The sequence below is a fragment of the Kineosporia corallincola genome (genome assembly GCF_018499875.1).
Classification (GTDB): domain Bacteria; phylum Actinomycetota; class Actinomycetes; order Actinomycetales; family Kineosporiaceae; genus Kineosporia; species Kineosporia corallincola.
In genome coordinates this window covers 187373-204719 of record NZ_JAHBAY010000006.1, presented here as the reverse complement: position 1 = coordinate 204719, position 17347 = coordinate 187373, and the positions used below count along the sequence as shown (strand labels likewise).

Sequence of the window (17347 nt, the reverse complement as noted above, 5' to 3'; positions counted from 1 at the left end):
CCGACCCTCAGGAACGGCGCAGGTCGACCAGGCTGGGCCGGCCGCTGAGCAGGCCCTGCCACTCGGCGCTGCTGAACACCAGGGCCGGCCCGGCGGGGTTGGCGGTGTCACGCACGGCCACCCGGTCGCCGGGCTCCAGCACGGCGACCTCGAGCCGGTCGTCGAGCCCCTCCTGGGAGCGGCCGGGCACCCAGGTGGTGGTGGCCGGATCGATCGCAACACGCAGATCTGTGACCTTGCCGCTGCGCTGTGTGGTCATGTGCACAGGGTAGCGCTCTGATTGCGCAGGCAGGCCGGTTCGATGAACGCCCGTGACATCGATGCCGTGCGAGGGCAGCGCGGCGTGCTCGCATCTGCCCAGCGCGAAGTCGTGATTACTCGCTTGCACGAGGTATGCAAGCGAGTAATCATCGCTACATGAGCACAGATGCGATCAAGGCCTGGTTCGGCGCCCGACTGCCGGCCGAATGGAACGAGCCCGCCGCCGAGGTGACCACCGACCGGGAGGAGATCCTGGTCCGGCTCACCGTGCCGGCCCCGGAAGGCGTGCCGGCTCTGAAAGGCGTGGCGGACGAGCCGGAGAAGGACGACGCGGCCGCGGCCGCCCGGGCCGAGGCGATCGCCGGTGGCATCGCCCGGTTCCGCGACGAGACCCGCGACCGCCGGATCCAGGTGGCCCGCGAGGCGGAACACCGCTTCGGGCGAAAGGTGGCCTGGGCCGTCACCTGTGGCGGCGAGACCGAGGTGTTCACCAGCCTGGCCGTGCCGGTGATGACCCGGCTGCGTCAGCCCGAGCGTCTGGTGCTCGACACGCTGGTGGAGGCCGGCGTGGCGCGCTCGCGGGCCCACGCGCTGGCCTGGTGCGTGCGGCTGGTCGGCGACAACACCTCGACCTGGCTCACCGACCTGCGCTCGGCGATGGAGGCGGTGGAGAAGGTGCGCCGGTCCGGCCCGGCCAACTGAGCCACGGACGCCGGAACCTCAGGCGTTGAACGCGGCGATGCTGATCCCGGTGAAGTGGGCCAGGAACGCCAGCACCGTGAAGGCGTGGAACACCTCGTGGAACCCGAACCAGCGCGGGCTCGGGTTCGGCCGCTTCAGCCCGTAGACCACGCCCCCGACGGTGTAGAGCGCGCCGCCGGTCACCACCAGCGCGAACACCGTCCAGCCGCCGCCGTGCAGCAGCTGCGGCACGTAGGCCAGGGCCACCCAGCCCAGGGCGATGTAGACCGGCACGTAGAGCCAGCGCGGGGCACCGACCCACAGCACCCGGAACGCCACCCCGAGCAGGGCGCCGGTCCAGACGATCCACAGCAGGGTGCGGGCCGGGCCGGAGGGCAGCAGCAGCACGCTGAACGGGGTGTAGGTGCCCGCGATGATCAGGAAGATGTTGGCGTGGTCGAGCCGCTTGAGCACCGAGCTGGCCCGGGGGCCCCAGTCGCCGCGGTGGTAGAGCGCGCTGACGCCGAACAGCATCGAGGCGGTGACGGCGAAGATCGCGGTGGACACCCGGGTGCGCTCGTCGGGGGCCAGGATCACCAGAGTGGCACCGAGCAGCACGGCCAGCGGGAAGGTGCCGACGTGCAGCCAGCCCCGTAGCCGGGGTTTCAGCTCGGTGAGCTTGTTCTCGATCGTCTCCTCGATGCGGCCGATCCGTTCCCGGCCGGAGTCGATCAGCTCGCGCCCCGTGCGGGGGAGGCGCTCGTCCTGGTTGTCACCGCCTGCGTGATCCGTCATCGCACCGAGAGTAGACCGCCTTCCTGGAGATTGGCGGTGGGCGAACCACTCGGCATTTCGGGGGTCCAGTCCCCTTGACGTGGTCATAGGTCCCGTGCACGGCCGGATGGATGTCACTTTCAGGTTTCGAGAATGCGCCGACAGCTTGAAGAACGGGCACTTCGCTACAACCCACCCTCAAGACAGCGATAGCGTGAGGCTCATGGGACTGCGCCAGCTGGTCTACCGGGCCTATCAGCGAAACGTCTTGGCAGGCCTGTCGCCTCAGGCGATTCCCCGTCACATCGGGGTCATCCTCGACGGCAACCGGCGGTGGGCCAAGAACTCCGGGCTCGACGCGAGCGGCGGCCACCGGGCCGGTGCCGCCAAGATTCTCGAGTTCCTCGGCTGGTGCGACCAGGTGGGCGTGGAGGTGGTCACGCTGTGGCTGCTGTCCACCGACAACCTCACCGGGCGCTCGCCCGAGGAGCTCTCCGCGCTGTTCCAGATCTCCGAGGGTGTCGCGGGCGAGATCGCGGCCACCGGCCGCTGGCAGGTGCACCCGGTGGGCGCCCTCGACCTGCTGCCCGCGGCCACCTCGGGCCGGCTCAAGGAACTCGAGGAGCAGACCCGCGAGGTCGGCTGCCCGCGCATGGTGAACATCGCGATCGGCTACGGCGGCCGCCGCGAGATCGCCGACGCGGTGCGCTCGCTGCTGTCCGACCACGCCGCGCGCGGCACCACGATCGAGGAGCTCGCCGAGATCCTCGACGTCGACCACATCGCCGAGCACCTCTACACCAAGGGCCAGCCCGATCCGGACCTGGTCATCCGCACTTCGGGCGAGCAGCGTCTGTCCGGCTTCCTGCTCTGGCAGAGCGCGCACAGCGAGTTCTCGTTCTGCGAGGCGCTGTGGCCCGACTTCCGCAAGGTCGACTTTCTGCGGGCCCTGCGGCAGTACGCCCAGCGCGAGCGCCGTTACGGGGCTTAGACAACCCACAATAATGGACGACGGAGAGCCCGTGCGGGCTCTCCGTCGTCCATTATTTTTTTTGGAAATCCCCATCCCTCGCCGGTATTGACCTGCCGCCCTGTTCGGTCCGTGCGACCAGGGCCACGGCCTTCTGGTCAGGGACTCGTAACCTGGGTGTGATAACGCGGATATCGATCCGTGATTGGCCGTCGGCTTCGTCACGCGTCACGTCAAAGCCGTTTACGTGCAAACGGTTGACGGCGGGCGGTCCGGATAGCGACGGTGGTACCTCCGCGTAGCGTCGCATGCCGCCAGGCAATACGTCGTTGCCAGGCGAGGCGCTCGTAGTCCTCCAGCGAGGGGAGTTCACCGTGGCATTGCCCGGTAGTTTCACCCAGACCTCTGCCAGCGAGCCTGCGGCTTCAGCGGGGAGGACGTTCGTGCTCGACACGTCCGTCCTGCTGTCCGACCCGAAGGCGATCCACCGCTTCGCCGAGCACGAGGTCGTTCTCCCCGTCGTCGTGATCACCGAGCTCGAGGGGAAGCGCAACCACCCCGAGCTCGGGTACTTCGCGCGTCAGGCCCTGCGTCTGCTCGACGACCTGAGGATCCGGCACGGGCGGCTGGACGCGCCGATGCCGATCGGGGAGGCCGGGGGCACGCTCCGGGTCGAGCTCAACCACGCCGATCTGGCCGTGCTGCCAGACGGTTTCCGCAGCACCGACAACGACAGCCGGATCCTGGCGGTGGCCCGCAGCCTGGCTTCCGAGGGCAGCTCGGTGACGCTGGTCAGCAAAGACCTGCCGATGCGGATCAAGGCCTCGGCGATCGGGCTGGCGGCGGAGGAGTACCAGGCAGGTCTGGCCGTGGACTCGGGCTGGACCGGGCTGGACGAGCTGGAGCTGGACGCCACCGAGGTGGGCGCGCTGTATGCGGGCGAGACGCTGGACGTGGACATGGCCCGCGATCTGCCCTGTCACACCGGGCTGGTGATCGTCTCGCCGAACGGGTCGGCGCTGGGCCGGGTCACGCCGGACAAGAAGGTCAAGCTGGTGCGCGGCGACCGCGAGGTGTTCGGGGTGCACGGCCGCAGCGCCGAGCAGCGCATCGCCATCGACCTGCTGCTCGACTCCGAGATCGGCATCGTGTCGATGGGTGGCCGGGCCGGCACCGGTAAGTCGGCGCTGGCCCTGTGCGCCGGGCTGGAGGCCGTGCTGGAGCGCGGGCAGCACCGCAAGATCATGGTGTTCCGCCCGCTCTACGCGGTCGGCGGCCAGGAGCTCGGCTACCTGCCCGGGTCCGAGTCGGAGAAGATGAACCCCTGGGCCCAGGCGGTTTTCGACACCCTCGGCGCGCTGGTCGCGCCCGAGGTGGTCGAGGAGGTGATGGCCCGGGGCATGCTGGAGGTGCTCCCGCTCACCCACATCCGCGGCCGTTCCCTGCACGACGCCTTCGTGATCGTCGACGAGGCGCAGTCGCTGGAGCGCAACGTGCTGCTGACCGTGCTCTCCCGGATCGGGCAGAACTCCCGGGTGGTGCTCACCCACGACGTGGCCCAGCGCGACAACCTACGGGTGGGGCGGCACGACGGGGTCGCGGCGGTGATCGAGGCGCTGAAGGGGCACCCGCTGTTCGCCCACGTCACGCTCACCCGGTCGGAGCGTTCGCCGGTGGCGGCGCTGGTGACCGAACTGCTGGAGAACCTGGTCCCGTGACATCACGTCGCTGACTGCTGGTGATCATGACCGCGGCCCGGCCGGGCGTTCCCGGCCGGGCCGCGGTGCGTTGTGAATCTTGGAAACCGTTGTGCCGGAAGGGATTGACCGACGAATCAGGAACTCCACCCGATCGTGCGTGAGGACTGTCACAAAGCCCACCCTGGGTAATAGAAGTGTCACCAAAATCGACGCAGAGCAATCACACCCATGTGATTCGTTTGATTCCTGAGGGTGACGGCTTGCACGGTGGGTCCGTCAGCACCCCGCTCCTGTGGGTGACGAACGGATGTGCCGGGCCCGCCCGGTGGTGGTCTTCCGGTCGGATCCCGCGGGCCCCTGTGGTGTCAGTGCGGTGCCGAACCTGGGTACCGGCGGGCCCGGAGCGGTGTGAGTCAGTTGCGCCGTCACCCGGGGCGTACCGTCGAAAGGCCCTTCGTGGTTCCCAGCGCCCTGCGCACCCTCTCGGTGGTCGTGCTCCTCGGAGCCGTTTCCGGCGCCTCGCTCGCCACCGCCCCGCACTCCCAGGCCTCGTCCGGCGCCGTTCAGGGCGCCGAACTGGACCTGACCGGCCGGATCGAACTGACCGGCAGCACGATCTACAGCTCCACCGGCACCTCCGGCGGTACCGCTCTCACCAGCGCCACCCTCGCCGGCGGCGCGGTCGCCACGGTTCCGCGGATCGGTCTGCGCACCGCGGTGCAGACCCCCGCCCTGGCCGAGATCCGGCTGGCCGCCCAGGTCCGGCTGGCCGCGGAGAAGACGGCCGCGGAGAAGACGGCGGCGCAGAAGAAGGCCGCGCAGAAGAAAGCCGCGGCGAAGAAGGCCGCCGCCAAGAAGAAGGCCGCCGCGCAGAAGCGCCGCGAGCAGGCCCGCAAGAAGGCGTCCCGGAGCACTCCGCGCTCCTCCCGGGCCATCGCCAAGGTGATGGTGGCCCAGCGCGGCTGGAAGTCCGGCCAGTACACCTGCCTGGTCAAGCTGTGGAACAAGGAGAGCGGCTGGCGGCACACCGCGGCCAACTCCTCCTCCGGGGCCTACGGCATCCCGCAGTCGCTGCCTGGCAGCAAGATGGCCACGGCGGGCAAGGACTGGCGCACCAACCCGGCCACCCAGATCAAGTGGGGCCTGAACTACATCGAGGACCGCTACGGCAGCCCGTGCGGCGCCTGGGCGCACAGTCGGTCCACCGGCTGGTACTGATCTGGCCACCGGCTGGTACTGATCTGGCCACCGGCTGGTATCGATCTGCGTCACGGACCCTCCGGCGGGCCGGGCCGGGCATCCCCCCTCGGGGGACGCCCGGCCCGGCTCTGCGTTCCGGGCGAGCCGGGTGGAATCACCCTCTGTGGGGGCGCCTGACGCAGGGTAGATTTGTACGTCTGATCGGTGTCAAACCTTTATTAACCCTCACCAGGGGACTTGTGCTCGTCGTTCCGATTCGCCACGGTAGTCCGCGTGACGGCAACCGTTGGGTCTGAAAACGATGAAGACCTCGCGGACGCGTGGTTGAGCACAGGAGGGGTGCCCACCTCGGTCCGAGGCGAGACCAAGAGCTTCCCCAAGCGGTCGGAGCTGCGCAGGGCCGAGGCCCGTGCCGCAGCACGACGCCCGGGCAGCGGTTCCGGCGGGCCGAGCAACAGCCGCCCCAGCGGTAGCCGCCCCACCGGGGCGCCCGCCGGCCGGCAGCGGCCCCCGGCCCCGGCCAGCGCCATGCGCAGTCCCGAGGCCACGCGCCGCTCCACCCTCCAGGCGCGCTACCCGGTCGCGGTGGCCCCCACTCCCGCCGTCCTGCCGATCCCGCAGACCGACCCGTGGCGTCCCGCCGGCATCGACATGCCGGTGCCGCGCCCGGTCTCCGAAGACGCCTTCCGGCAGCCCGACCGTCGGCCCCCGCTGGTGCCGATCGCCATCCCGGCGCCGGAACGCCAGCAGGGCGGCCAGGCCCCGCAGCCGCCCACCGCACCGATCGAGTTCCGCGCACCGGCCGCAGCCGGCGTCGACCCGGCCGAGTGGGGTCTCGACCTCACCACCGACGGTGTCGAGGCCGACCCCCGCCGCGCCAAGACCGCCGGCCGCCCCGTGCAGCAGGCGCCCGAGAGCTCACCGCGGCGGCTGTTCGGCGGCGGCAAGTCCACCGCGGCCCGGCTGCTGGTCATGGCGCTCGTCGTGGGCGCCGAGGGCGTCGCGGTCACCCAGCTCGCCGGCAACGCCTCGCCGATCGACAGCGACAGCTCGTCCGCCTCGTCGGCCTTCGCGCTCACCGCCGCCGAGCAGCAGGCGTTGGACGACGAAGAGGCCGAGACCGCCGCCGCCCTGAAGGAGGCACAGGACAAGGCCGAGGAGGCCGAGGACCTCAAGGCCTCGGTGAAGGACGCCTCGCCCGCCAAGGCGAAGGCCGCCCTGTCGCAGTACAAGCAGGCCAAGGCCGCCGCCGACCGGATCAAGGCCGCCGCGGAGCGCCGCGAGAAGGCCCTGCGCAACGCGCAGCGCGACCCGAAGTCCGCGGCCAAGCTGCTGCTCGCCGACCGCGGCTGGTCCTCGTCGCAGTTCAGCTGCCTGGACTCGCTCTGGACCAAGGAGAGCGGCTGGAACTACCAGGCCACCAACGCCTCGTCCGGTGCCTACGGTATTCCGCAGTCGCTGCCCGGCAGCAAGATGGCCAGCGCCGGTTCCGACTGGCAGACCAACCCGGTCACGCAGATCCGCTGGGGCCTCGACTACATCGCCGAGCGCTACGGCACCCCGTGCGGTGCCTGGGCGCACAGCCAGTCCGTCGGCTGGTACTGATCGCCCCGTCGAACAACCGCACGAACGGCGTCCTCCCCCCGAGGACGCCGTTCGGCGTTTGCGCCGATCACACCGAGGAGAGCCTCGGCGACCGGCCGCTGATACAGGTCACGGGTGAGTCATCGTGCTCACGTCGAGCAGCTCGTCCAGCTGCTGCTCCGTCAGCTCGCCGCGCTCCACCACGCCCAGGGCCACGGCCGCGGCCTTGATCGTGATCCGCTCGGCCACGGCGTGTTTCGCGATCTTCGCGGCGGCCTCGTAGCCCAGCGGCCGGGCCAGCGGGGTGACGATGCTCGGCGACGACTCGGCCAGCTCGCGAGCCCGGCGCTCGTCCGGCTCGATCCCGTCCACGACCCGCTCGGCCAGCAGCACCGAGCCCCGGGTCAGCAACCGGATCTGCTCCAGCAGCGAGCGGGAGATCACCGGCACCATCACGTTCAGCTCGAAGTTGCCGCTGGCCCCGGCCCAGGCCAGGGTGGCGTCGTGCCCGATCACCTGGGCGCAGATCTGGAGCACGGCCTCGGGGATCACCGGGTTCACCTTGCCCGGCATGATCGACGAGCCGGGCTGGAGATCGGGCAGGTGGATCTCGCCCAGCCCGGCGTTCGGGCCGGACGACATCCAGCGCAGGTCGTTGCAGATCTTGGTCAGGCTGACCGCGAGAGTGCGCAGTGCGCCGGACAACTCGACCAGGGCGTCCCGGGAACCGTGTGCCTCGAAGTGGTCCCGGGCCTCGGTGATCGGAAGTCCCGTGCTGACAGACAGATCCGCGATCACCCCGACGGCGAAGCCGGGCGGGGTGTTGATGCCGGTGCCGGTCGCGGTGCCGCCCAGCGGCACCTCCACCACCCGGGGCACGGTGTCGATGATCCGCTCGATCGAGCGCCGGACCTGCGCCGCGTGGCCGCCGAACTCCTGGCCGAGGGTGACCGGGGTGGCGTCCATCAGGTGCGTGCGGCCGGCCTTCACCACGTGCTGGGTGCGGCCGGACAGGTTCTCGAACGACGAGGCGAGCAGGTCGAGTGCCGGCAGCAGATCGTTGACCACGGCGGCGGCCGCGGCCACGTGCACGGCCGTCGGCACCGTGTCGTTGGACGACTGCGAGGCGTTGACGTGGTCGTTCGGGTGCACCTTCTGGCCGAGCTCGCGGCTCGCCAGGGTGGCCACCACCTCGTTCACGTTCATGTTGGTCGAGGTGCCGGAGCCGGTCTGGAACACGTCGATGGGGAACTGGTCGGCGTGCTCACCGCCGGCGATCCGGGTGGCGGCCGCGGCCACCGCCTCGGCGATCTCCTTCGGCACCACGCCGAGCTCGGCGTTCACCCGGGCAGCCGACGCCTTGACGAACGCCAGCGCGGAGATCACCGCCGGGTCGATCCGGACCCCGCTGATCGGGAAATTGTCCACGGCGCGCTGGGTCTGGGCTCCCCACAGGGCGTCCGCGGGCACCAGTACCTCGCCCATCGTGTCGTGTTCGACGCGCATGTCTTCGTTGGCCATGCCCCGATCCTCGCCCCGCGGGCGGGTGCGGAGCCACCCGGGTCCCACGTTCTCCCCGGACGGGCCGGGGGAGAACGTGCCGGATCACGGTGAAGCGGTCTGGGCGTCGTCCATGGTCGGACCGGATCAGGCCACCTGGGGGTCGGGCGCCTCGAGCTCGGGGGTGGGGATGGTGCTGCTCAGCACCTGCACCGCGCCGTCGGAGAGGGCGTACTCCATGGCGACGATGGCCAGCTTGCCCTCGGCCACCCGGCGGCCGATGACGCTGGAGCGCTCCGGCAGTTCCTGGGCCACCTGCACGGCGTGCTCGGCGACGATCTCGTTGATCTCGCCGTGCCCGCGCTGACGGGCGCCGATCACGCTGGAGCTCAGCATCTCGACCACGGTGCGCAGGTAGCCGGAGGGCATGGTGCCGCTGTCATGGGCGTTCATGGTCGCCGTCACCGCGCCGCAGCTGTCGTGGCCCAGCACGATCACCAGCGGAATGCCGAGCACCTCGACCCCGAACTCGATCGAGCCGAGCACCGCGTTGTCGACCACGTGGCCGGCGGTGCGCACCACGAACAGGTCGCCCAGGCCGCGGTCGAAGATGATCTCGGCGGCCACCCGGGAGTCCGCGCAGCCGAAGATCAGGGCGAACGGCCGCTGCCCGGAGGCCAGGGTGGCGCGCCGGTGCACGTCCTGGTTCGGGTGCAGAGCGTCACCCAGCACGAAACGGCGGTTGCCGTCCAGGAGTTCGGCCAGGCTGCCGGCCGCATCGGGCAGGTCGATGCCGGTGCTGTCGGTCGGTCCCATGTTCGTACTCACACCCTCATCGTCGCCTGTGCCGGACCCCGTGTGGAGCCGGCAAGGGGATTCTTCCCCACGGTTGCCCCCGGACAACAGTGAGCTATCAACTGCGCATCTGAATCGTGCAGAGAGTGCCGATTCGGGGCGCGACACGCCGACACGCCGGATTGCGACACGCGCGCCGTGTCCCCTGATGACCCGACAAGACGTTACGACATGCCGGGATGCCAGCTTTCGCGCCCATCTCCTGCGCCATGCGGTGCGGTTGGGACGATGGGGGACCTTTGTGGAGGGGCTGGCCAGGGGGATGCAGGTGTGGACCGAACGCCTTACTTTCGTCGGCCCACTCCAAAGATGCGAAACAATCCGCTACCGATCCCTTACGTTCAGTGACCCATGGAGCCTGTGAAAGGGGACGTGATGGTTCCGGAGACGACACTGACCGCCCTGGGGAACGTCGAGGCGGGTAAGGGACAGGAAGTCGACCGTCTGCGCCGGCAGGTCGAGGTGATGCTGGCCCACGTCCTGGACCTGGGACTCACCCCGGCGCCGCAGGCCTGGATGTTCGAGGCGGTGCGCGACCGCACCGTGGTCGACCTGAACGGCGACGGGTGGAACACCCCGCCGACGGACTCCGACCGGATGCTCGCGACCGAGGCCCTGGTGCGGGCGCACCGGGAGCTCAGCCGGGTGGTGGCCCCGGCCCGCCCGGCCACCCTGGAGCTTCTGCACGACTACCGGGAGGGCCGGCGGCCACCCCGCCCGGGCGGGCAGATCCCGCGTCAGGGCCGCCCCGCCTCCTCGTCCCGCACGCCGAAGAAGACCGTCGTGCCCCCGGCCGGCAGCACCGTGCCCCTGGTGCGCTGGCTGATGACCGCGACCGTGGTGTTCCTGGTGGCCTTCGTGCTGCTGGCCGCGGTGCCGGAGGCGCGCCGGGTGAGTGCCGGATACACCTACCGGGAGCCGGATTTCGCGGCGCTCCTGCTGCGCGAGCTGTTCCTGCTCACCGCCGCCGCGCTGGGGGCCGGGCTGACCGCCGTCTACCGCGCCGGGCGGGAGGTGGCCCGGGGCAGCTACGACCCGGAGTTCGACCACACCTTCCTCCAGCGGATCCTGCTCGGCATGGCGTCCGGGCTGGTGATCGCCGAGCTGATCCCGCTGGGCAACGGTGACGACGGGCTCTCCGGGCTGGCCCGGCCGGCGGTCGCGCTGATCGGCGGCTTCGCGGCCGACGTGGTGCACGGCGTGCTGTCCCGGCTGATGGCGGCGCTGGAGACGCTGTTCAACGGCGGCCAGGTGAACCACGAGGAGGCGCAGCGCGAGCTGGCCGAGAAGCGGGCCGAGGAGGTGCTGGCGCAGGCCGACCGGGCGACCCTGAACAAGCTGCTGGAGATCCGCCGGATCGCCTCGTCGGGCGCCCCCACCCGGGCCATCATCGAGGAGATCGACCGGGTGATCACGGTGGTCGCGGCGCCGGTGTGACGGCTTGCACGTGCCACCTGTCCGGTCAGGCGGCGGCCGTGCCTACGATGTGGCCATGGCCACTGAGTTCGCGTACTCCGACCTGCTCCCGACCGCGCCGGACACCCAGACGCCGTACCGGTTGCTGGGAACCGACGGGATCCGCACCATCGAGGCCGGGGGCCGGCAGTTCCTGGAGGTGGCGCCGCAGGCCCTGACGCTGCTCGCGGACACCGCCATGCATGACATCGCGCACTACCTGCGCCCGGCGCACCTGGCCCAGCTGGCCCGCATCCTCGACGATCCGGAGGCCAGCCCCAATGACCGCTTCGTCGCCCTCGACCTGCTGCGCAACGCCAACGTCTCGGCCGGCGGCATCCTGCCGATGTGCCAGGACACCGGCACCGCGATCGTGATGGGCAAGCGCGGCACCCAGGTGCTCACGGCGCCCGGGGCGGTCAGCGACGAACAGGCGCTCAGCCGGGGCGTGTTCGACGCCTACACCCGCCTGAACCTGCGCTACTCGCAGATGGCGCCGTTGACCATGTGGGACGAGAAGAACACCGGTTCCAACCTGCCCGCGCAGATCGAGCTGTACGCCGACACCGAGCCGGGGCACGAGGCGTCCTACAAGTTCCTGTTCATGGCCAAGGGCGGTGGCAGCGCGAACAAGTCGTTCCTCTACCAGGAGACCAAGGCCGTGCTGAACCCGGCCGGGATGATGAAGTTCCTGGACGAGAAGCTGCGTTCGCTCGGCACCGCGGCCTGCCCGCCTTACCACCTGGCCGTCGTGGTCGGCGGCACCAGTGCCGAGTTCGCCCTGAAGACAGCCAAGTACGCCAGCGCGAAGTACCTGGACAACCTGCCCACCGAGGGCTCGGCCACCGGGCACGCCTTCCGCGACCTCGACCTGGAGCTCCAGGTGCTGGAGCTGACCCGGCAGTTCGGGATCGGCGCGCAGTTCGGCGGCAAGTACTTCTGCCACGACGTGCGGGTGGTGCGCCTGCCCCGGCACGGTGCGTCCTGCCCCGTGGCCATCGCGGTCTCGTGCAGCGCCGACCGTCAGGTGCTCGGGAAGATCACCGCCGAGGGAATCTTCCTGGAGCAGCTGGAGACCGACCCGGCGCAGTACCTGCCGGAGACCACCGACGAGCACCTGAACGACGACGTGGTGCAGGTCGACCTCAACCGGCCGATGGCCGAGATCCGCGCCGAGCTGACGAAATACCCGGTGAAGACCCGGCTCTCGCTGACCGGGCCGCTGGTGGTGGCCCGGGACATCGCGCACGCCAAGATCAAGGAGCGCCTGGACGCCGGTGAGGAGATGCCCTCCTACCTGCGCGACCACGCGGTGTACTACGCCGGCCCGGCCAAGACCCCGGAGGGTTACGCCTCCGGCTCGTTCGGCCCCACCACCGCCGGGCGGATGGACAGCTACGTCGAGCAGTTCCAGGCCGCCGGCGGCTCGATGGTGATGCTGGCCAAGGGCAACCGGTCCAAGGCCGTCACCGATGCCTGCCACGCCCACGGCGGGTTCTACCTGGGCTCGATCGGCGGCCCGGCCGCCCGGCTGGCGCAGGACTGCATCCGCCGGGTCGAGGTGCTGGAGTACGCCGAGCTGGGCATGGAGGCGGTCTGGAAGATCGAGGTCGAGGACTTCCCGGCGTTCATCGTGGTGGACGACAAGGGCAACGACTTCTTCGCCGAGGTGACCAAGCCGATGGCGATGACCATCCAGCGCCGCCCCGGGCTGGAGCTGAAGGGCTGAGCCCGCTCACGGCGTCCAGGCGTCCAGTTCCGAGCGGGTCGGGGGCTGGGCGCCGGCCCGGGTGCAGGTGAGGGCGGCCACCTTCACCGCGTGCGCGAGCAGGGGGGCCAGGTCGGCGGCGGACCTGGTGCGCAGGTCGCCGACGGCCGACGGGGTGAGCAGGCCGGCCCGGTCCAGGCCGTCGAGCAGCCCGGCCATCAGCGCGTCACCCGCCCCGACGGTGTCGGCCACGGCGATCTTCGGCGCCGGCACCTCGACCAGGCCGGAGGCCAGCACCCCCACCGCACCCTCACCGCCCCGGGTCAGCACGACCAGGGCCGGTCCGGCCGCCCGCCAGTTCTCGATCACCTGGAGCGGGTCCACGCCCGGGAGCAGCCAGTCCAGGTCCTCGTCGCTGACCTTCACCACGTCGGCGGCGCGCACGATCCGCTCGATCCGTTCCAGCGCCTGTTCCCGCGAGCCCATCAGCGCGGGGCGGGCGTTCGGGTCGTACGAGATGACGACGCGGCCGGCGTTCTCCTCGATCGTGCGCAGCACCTCGTCACCGCCGGGGGCGAGAGTGGCGCCGATCGAGCCGGTGTGCACGGCCCGGACGTTCTCGATGCTCCTGCGCGGCAGGGCCCAGTCCAGGGCGAACTCGTAGCTGGCCACCCCCTGCGCGTCGAGCCGGGCGGTGGCGGTGGAGGTGGCGCCGGCGGTGACCGAGCCCTCGACCAGGCCGACACCGGAGTCGTGCAGGTGCGCCGCGATCTGCCGGCCGCGTGCGTCGTCCCCGATTCTGGTCAGCAGACGGGTGTCGATCCCGAGCCTGGCCAGACCGATGGCAACGTTGGCAGGACTGCCGCCAGGATGCTCGGCCGGTGGCTTCCCCGGGGCGGTGACGATGTCGACCAGTGCTTCACCGATGACCAGAACCTCGTCCACAGCCGCCTCCTCGCGATGCCTTCGAAGACCCCCTCGGGTCTGCCCCAGGCTAAGGCCCCGGGCGTTCGATGATCATGGGGGGCGCGTCGGGGGCCACCCGGTTACGCGTTTGCCGGGCCGGAGCGCGACCATAGGGGAGTGACCGAGACGCCCAGCCCCAGCAGTCCCGCCGACACGTCGCCGTCGCCCGCCCCGTCGGCGCCGGGCGCGCAGGCGGTCGGCTCGGCCGCCGAGCGCAGTGCGGAGCACCGGCGCAAGTCGCTCAGCACCCGCCCGCAAGACATGCTGATCTCGATGGCCGTGATCGTCGGCATCGTGCTTCTGCTGCTGCTCATCGTGCCCCGCCCGAACAAGGTGCCGGAGCACAACATCGATGTCTCCTCGGCCGCCCTGGGCGCCAAGGGGACGCTCGGGTTCGACCCGGTGAACCCGGACCTGCCGGACGGCTGGACCGCCCGCGCCGCCGGGCTGGAGAGCGGCACCACCGACGGAATCGCCACCTGGCAGCTCACCTTCACCACCCCGACCGGAACCTATGCCGGCATCCAGCAGGCCGAGGACGTCACCAAGGCCTGGGAGTCGCGTCAGGTCACCGACGGGCAGGAGAACGGCACCGAGTCGATCGGTGGGGTGCAGTGGGTGGTGCGCAGCCGGGAGGACCGGGGCACCATCAGCCTGGTGAACCGCGGTGACGACGGCATCACCACCGTGGTCACCGGAACCGCGAGCGAGACGGAGATGGACGAGTTCGCCACCGCTGTGGCGGCCGAGCTGGACTGACCTTCAATCAATGGACGACGCCGGGCCGGACGGGCCCGGCGTCGTCCATTTGTTTTGGCCCTTGCCCTGACGCGCCGTCTCGCGTAGACAGTGTCTACGCAATCGTCCGCCAGGAGGCGCCGTGGGGTTCAGGGTGTTCAGGGTGCTGTTGGCACCGTTCGTGTGGCTGTTCGGCCGCCCGGTGGTCGAAGGGCTGGAGAACGTGCCGCGGGAGGGGGCGGCGATCCTGGCCCCGAACCACCTGTCGTTCTCCGACTCGCTGTTCCTCGTCCTGACCTCGCGCCGCCGGGTCACCTTCCTGGCCAAGAGCGAGTACTTCACCGGGCGTGGCCTGACCGGGCGCTGCCGGCGCTGGTTCTTCGTCCGGGCCGGGCAGATCCCGGTCGACCGTTCCAACCCCGCGCAGGCCGTGTCCTCTCTCGCCCGGGCCAGGAAAATCCTTGCCGACGGCGGGGTCTGGGGCATCTTCCCGGAGGGCACGCGCTCGCCGGACGGGCGTCTGCACCGGGGCAGGACCGGGGCGATCCGGGTGGCGCTCGACACCGGGGCGCCGGTGATCCCGGTGGTGCTGCGCGGCACCGACCGGGTGAACCCGCCGGGCACCCGGATCTGGCGGCCGGGACGCGTGCGGGTCACCTTCTGCCCGCCGATGGACCTGTCCGCGCATCACGGGCAGGGCAAGAACCGGCAGCTGGTGCGGCAACTCACCGACGAGCTGATGCAGACCCTGGCGGCCCGGGGCGATCAGGAGTACGTCGACGTCTACGCGGCCTCGGTGAAGAACACTGTCCGCTGAGGGGAACGGCCTGAGAGAACGGCTGGTGCGGGCCGGGGTCGAGCTGCTGGAGACCTCCGGCCCGGAGAGCCTCGGGCTACGCGAGATCGCCCGTCGGGCAGGGGTTTCGCACGGAGCGCCGCGCCGTTGGTTCCCCACACGTCAGCAACTGCTGGCCGCGATCGCCCGGGAGGGGCTGGGCGACCTGACCGCGGTGCTGACCGAGGCGCTGGACGCGGCCGGCCCGGTGCCGGAGCGCCTGCTCGCGGCGGCCCACGCCTACGTCGGGTTCGCCCGGGAACGGCCGGGCATGTTCCGCCTGATCTTCCGGCACGACCTGCTTTCCGGCAGCGGTTACGCGTTGCGTGAGCTGTCGGTGCCGTTGCTCGGGCAGCTCGTCGGGGTGATCACCGCCGGGTACCCGACCATGGACGACGCCCGCGAGCGCGGTGTGCTGCTGTGGACCCATGTGCACGGCATCGCGACGGTCGCGGCCGATCTCACTCTGGAGCCGATGGGGCTCGACGCCGGGATCGGGGGACTGGTGGAGCGGGCGGTGCGGGGGCAGTTGCCGGCCTGAGAGCGGCTCAGCCGTCCTGGTCCGTAGCGGGCTGCCGGGCATCCAGTTTCGCCTGGGCGCCGGCCAGCCAGGTCTCGCAGCGCCGGGCCAGGGCCTCGCCGCGTTCCCACAGGGCCAGCGACTCCTCCAGGGTCTCCGCGCCGCTCTCCAGCCGGCGCACCACGACGACCAGTTCGTCACGGGCCTGCTCGTAGGAGAGCTCCGCCAGCTCGGCGTCCAGGGCGGCTGCCTCCTGCGCGGCCAGGTCGGGCGGGCCGGTCTCCTCCGGGGCGGTCTTCTTCTGACGGGGCGGGGTCACGTCACCGAGCCTAGGGCGTGTTGTCGGCGGGTGTCGTCACGCGGGCGGCGAACTCGCCCTCGTGCACCCGGACGCGCAGGGGCTCGCCGGCCGGGGCCTGGGCCGGGGAGCGCACCACCTGCCCGTCGGCCAGCTGCACCACCGCGTAGCCGCGGGCCATGGTCTGCATCGGCGACAGCGCCCGCACCCGCTGCCGCAGGTGGTCCACGTCCTGGTGGGCGTGCGACAGCCGGTTGCGCAGAGCCCGGGCGGCCCGTTCCCGTTGCCCGGCGACCAGATCGGCCTGGGCGGTGAGCAGGCGGTGCGGGTCGGCCAGCACCGGCCGGGAGCGCAGGGCGGCGACGGTGCCGAGCTCGCCGAGAATGCGCGCCCGCAGGGCGTTCCGGGCCCGCAGCCGGGTCTGCCGGATGCCGTCCAGCTCGGCCTCCACGTCCGGCACGATCCGCTTGGCCGCGTCGGTCGGGGTGGAGGCCGCCAGGTCGGCCACGTCGTCGAGCAGGGGCTTGTCCACCTCGTGCCCGATCGCGCTGACGATCGGCGTGCGGCAGGCCGAGACCACCCGCAGCAGGGCCTCGTTGCTGAACGGCAGCAGGTCTTCGACCGAGCCCCCGCCCCGGGCGATCACGATCACATCGACGTCCGGATCGGCCTCGAGCGCCCGCAGCGCCCCCACGACGTCCTCCACCGCCTTCGGGCCCTGCACCGCGACCGCCCGGATGTCGAAGCGGACGGCGGGCCAGCGTCGCCTGGCGTTCTCGACCACGTCCCGTTCCGCCGCCGACGCGCGTCCACAGATCAGGCCCACGGTGCGGGGGAGGAACGGGAGCGCGCGCTTGCGCGAGGCGGCGAACAGGCCCTCGGCCGCCAGCAGCCGGCGCAGGTGCTCCAGCTGGGCGAGCAGTTCGCCGACCCCGACCGGGCGGATCTGCTCGGCGAACAGGCTGAGCGACCCGCGGCGCGGATAGAGCTGGGCCCGGGCCCGCATGACCACGCGGGAGCCGTCGCGCAACGGGGTGGGCAGGGCGTCGAGCACCCGCACGTGCGTGCTCACGCTGAACGACAGGTCCACGTCCGGATCACGCAGGGTGAGGTAGCAGGTGGTCTGTCCGGGTCTGCGCGTGAGCTGCACCACCTGGCCCTCCACCCAGACCGCCGGTGACCTGGCCACATAGTCGGTGAGCTTGGACGACAGCAGCCGCACCGGCCAGGGATGTTCCGCTGTGGTCTCACCCGCCGTGGCCGGGATCTTCCGGGGTGTGTCGCTCACCCGGTTCACGCTAG

17 protein-coding genes are annotated in these 17347 nt (G+C 71.1%); 10 read left to right on the top strand and 7 right to left on the bottom strand.

Annotation, left to right across the window (positions count from 1 at the left end; translation table 11 throughout):
* Positions 1–7: 7 nt before the first annotated feature.
* On the bottom strand, positions 8–259 hold the full coding sequence (locus KIH74_RS16180) for a DUF397 domain-containing protein (RefSeq protein ID WP_214156772.1): 252 nt from the start codon (positions 257–259) through the stop codon (positions 8–10).
* A gap of 158 nt (positions 260–417) precedes the next feature.
* Between KIH74_RS16180 and abmR the strand changes: the two genes are divergently transcribed.
* Positions 418–963, top strand: a complete 546-nt coding sequence (abmR, locus tag KIH74_RS16175; RefSeq protein WP_214156771.1) for an ATP-binding transcription factor AbmR — start codon at positions 418–420, stop codon at positions 961–963.
* 18 nt (positions 964–981) lie between these two features.
* Here abmR and trhA read toward each other — a convergent pair whose 3' ends face one another.
* Positions 982–1737 (bottom strand): PAQR family membrane homeostasis protein TrhA, encoded by a 756-nt coding sequence (trhA, locus tag KIH74_RS16170; RefSeq protein WP_214156770.1) that lies wholly within the window; start codon positions 1735–1737, stop codon positions 982–984.
* 202 nt (positions 1738–1939) lie between these two features.
* Between trhA and KIH74_RS16165 the strand changes: the two genes are divergently transcribed.
* The 4 genes from KIH74_RS16165 to KIH74_RS16150 all read left to right on the top strand — a co-directional run bounded on the left by KIH74_RS16165 (position 1940) and on the right by KIH74_RS16150 (position 7191).
* The gene (locus KIH74_RS16165; RefSeq protein WP_214156769.1) at positions 1940–2707 is read left to right on the top strand and encodes an isoprenyl transferase; all 768 of its coding nucleotides are present in this window, start codon (positions 1940–1942) and stop codon (positions 2705–2707) included.
* A gap of 359 nt (positions 2708–3066) precedes the next feature.
* Entirely contained in the window at positions 3067–4404 is a 1338-nt protein-coding gene (gene phoH2 / locus KIH74_RS16160) for an RNA 5'-3' helicase PhoH2 (RefSeq protein ID WP_372492078.1), read from the top strand.
* A 438-nt stretch (positions 4405–4842) separates the two neighbouring features.
* Positions 4843–5604: an aggregation-promoting factor C-terminal-like domain-containing protein gene (locus KIH74_RS38640; protein WP_214156767.1), complete on the top strand. Its 762-nt coding sequence runs from the start codon at positions 4843–4845 to the stop codon at positions 5602–5604.
* A 321-nt stretch (positions 5605–5925) separates the two neighbouring features.
* Positions 5926–7191, top strand: coding sequence for an aggregation-promoting factor C-terminal-like domain-containing protein (locus tag KIH74_RS16150; protein WP_214156766.1), 1266 nt, complete (start codon positions 5926–5928; stop codon positions 7189–7191).
* 108 nt (positions 7192–7299) lie between these two features.
* Here KIH74_RS16150 and KIH74_RS16145 read toward each other — a convergent pair whose 3' ends face one another.
* Together KIH74_RS16145 and KIH74_RS16140 are read right to left on the bottom strand one after the other, a co-directional pair.
* Positions 7300–8691 (bottom strand): class II fumarate hydratase, encoded by a 1392-nt coding sequence (locus KIH74_RS16145; protein ID WP_214156765.1) that lies wholly within the window; start codon positions 8689–8691, stop codon positions 7300–7302.
* Positions 8692–8817: 126 nt separating this feature from the next.
* The gene (locus tag KIH74_RS16140; RefSeq protein ID WP_308113818.1) at positions 8818–9498 is read right to left on the bottom strand and encodes a carbonic anhydrase; all 681 of its coding nucleotides are present in this window, start codon (positions 9496–9498) and stop codon (positions 8818–8820) included.
* Positions 9499–9876: 378 nt separating this feature from the next.
* On the opposite strand from KIH74_RS16140, the gene KIH74_RS16135 reads away from it, so the two are divergent.
* Positions 9877–10962 carry a hypothetical protein gene (locus KIH74_RS16135; protein ID WP_214156764.1) on the top strand — a complete coding sequence of 362 codons (1086 nt, stop codon included), beginning with the start codon at positions 9877–9879 and terminating at the stop codon, positions 10960–10962.
* Between the two features lie 55 nt (positions 10963–11017).
* The gene (locus KIH74_RS16130; protein WP_214156763.1) at positions 11018–12709 is read left to right on the top strand and encodes a fumarate hydratase; all 1692 of its coding nucleotides are present in this window, start codon (positions 11018–11020) and stop codon (positions 12707–12709) included.
* A gap of 6 nt (positions 12710–12715) precedes the next feature.
* On the opposite strand, the gene KIH74_RS16125 is transcribed toward KIH74_RS16130, so the two are convergent.
* Positions 12716–13633, bottom strand: coding sequence for a carbohydrate kinase family protein (locus tag KIH74_RS16125; RefSeq protein WP_214156762.1), 918 nt, complete (start codon positions 13631–13633; stop codon positions 12716–12718).
* A 138-nt stretch (positions 13634–13771) separates the two neighbouring features.
* Here KIH74_RS16125 and KIH74_RS16120 point away from each other — a divergent pair, with 138 nt between their 5' ends.
* The 3 genes from KIH74_RS16120 (at position 13772) to KIH74_RS16110 (ending at position 15768) form a co-directional block, all read left to right on the top strand.
* Positions 13772–14413 carry a DUF4245 domain-containing protein gene (locus tag KIH74_RS16120; protein ID WP_214156761.1) on the top strand — a complete coding sequence of 214 codons (642 nt, stop codon included), beginning with the start codon at positions 13772–13774 and terminating at the stop codon, positions 14411–14413.
* Between the two features lie 142 nt (positions 14414–14555).
* Positions 14556–15209 carry a lysophospholipid acyltransferase family protein gene (locus KIH74_RS16115; RefSeq protein ID WP_214156760.1) on the top strand — a complete coding sequence of 218 codons (654 nt, stop codon included), beginning with the start codon at positions 14556–14558 and terminating at the stop codon, positions 15207–15209.
* Between the two features lie 25 nt (positions 15210–15234).
* Positions 15235–15768 carry a TetR/AcrR family transcriptional regulator gene (locus KIH74_RS16110; RefSeq protein ID WP_214156759.1) on the top strand — a complete coding sequence of 178 codons (534 nt, stop codon included), beginning with the start codon at positions 15235–15237 and terminating at the stop codon, positions 15766–15768.
* Positions 15769–15775: 7 nt separating this feature from the next.
* Here KIH74_RS16110 and KIH74_RS16105 read toward each other — a convergent pair whose 3' ends face one another.
* Positions 15776–16066, bottom strand: a complete 291-nt coding sequence (locus tag KIH74_RS16105) for an exodeoxyribonuclease VII small subunit (protein WP_308113816.1) — start codon at positions 16064–16066, stop codon at positions 15776–15778.
* A gap of 10 nt (positions 16067–16076) precedes the next feature.
* Complete coding sequence (gene xseA / locus KIH74_RS16100) at positions 16077–17333, bottom strand: exodeoxyribonuclease VII large subunit (protein ID WP_308113815.1); 1257 nt, start codon at positions 17331–17333, stop codon at positions 16077–16079.
* Positions 17334–17347 lie beyond the last annotated feature (14 nt).

What these genes read in the sequence shown, in the direction of transcription:
- KIH74_RS16180 (WP_214156772.1), bottom strand. Translation starts at nt 259, where the DNA reads ATGACCACACAGCGCAGCGGCAAGGTCACAGATCTGCGTGTTGCGATC.
- abmR (WP_214156771.1), top strand. Translation starts at nt 418, where the DNA reads ATGAGCACAGATGCGATCAAGGCCTGGTTCGGCGCCCGACTGCCGGCC.
- trhA (WP_214156770.1), bottom strand. Translation starts at nt 1,737, where the DNA reads ATGACGGATCACGCAGGCGGTGACAACCAGGACGAGCGCCTCCCCCGC.
- KIH74_RS16165 (WP_214156769.1), top strand. Translation starts at nt 1,940, where the DNA reads ATGGGACTGCGCCAGCTGGTCTACCGGGCCTATCAGCGAAACGTCTTG.
- KIH74_RS16145 (WP_214156765.1), bottom strand. Translation starts at nt 8,691, where the DNA reads ATGGCCAACGAAGACATGCGCGTCGAACACGACACGATGGGCGAGGTA.
- KIH74_RS16135 (WP_214156764.1), top strand. Translation starts at nt 9,877, where the DNA reads ATGGAGCCTGTGAAAGGGGACGTGATGGTTCCGGAGACGACACTGACC.
- KIH74_RS16130 (WP_214156763.1), top strand. Translation starts at nt 11,018, where the DNA reads ATGGCCACTGAGTTCGCGTACTCCGACCTGCTCCCGACCGCGCCGGAC.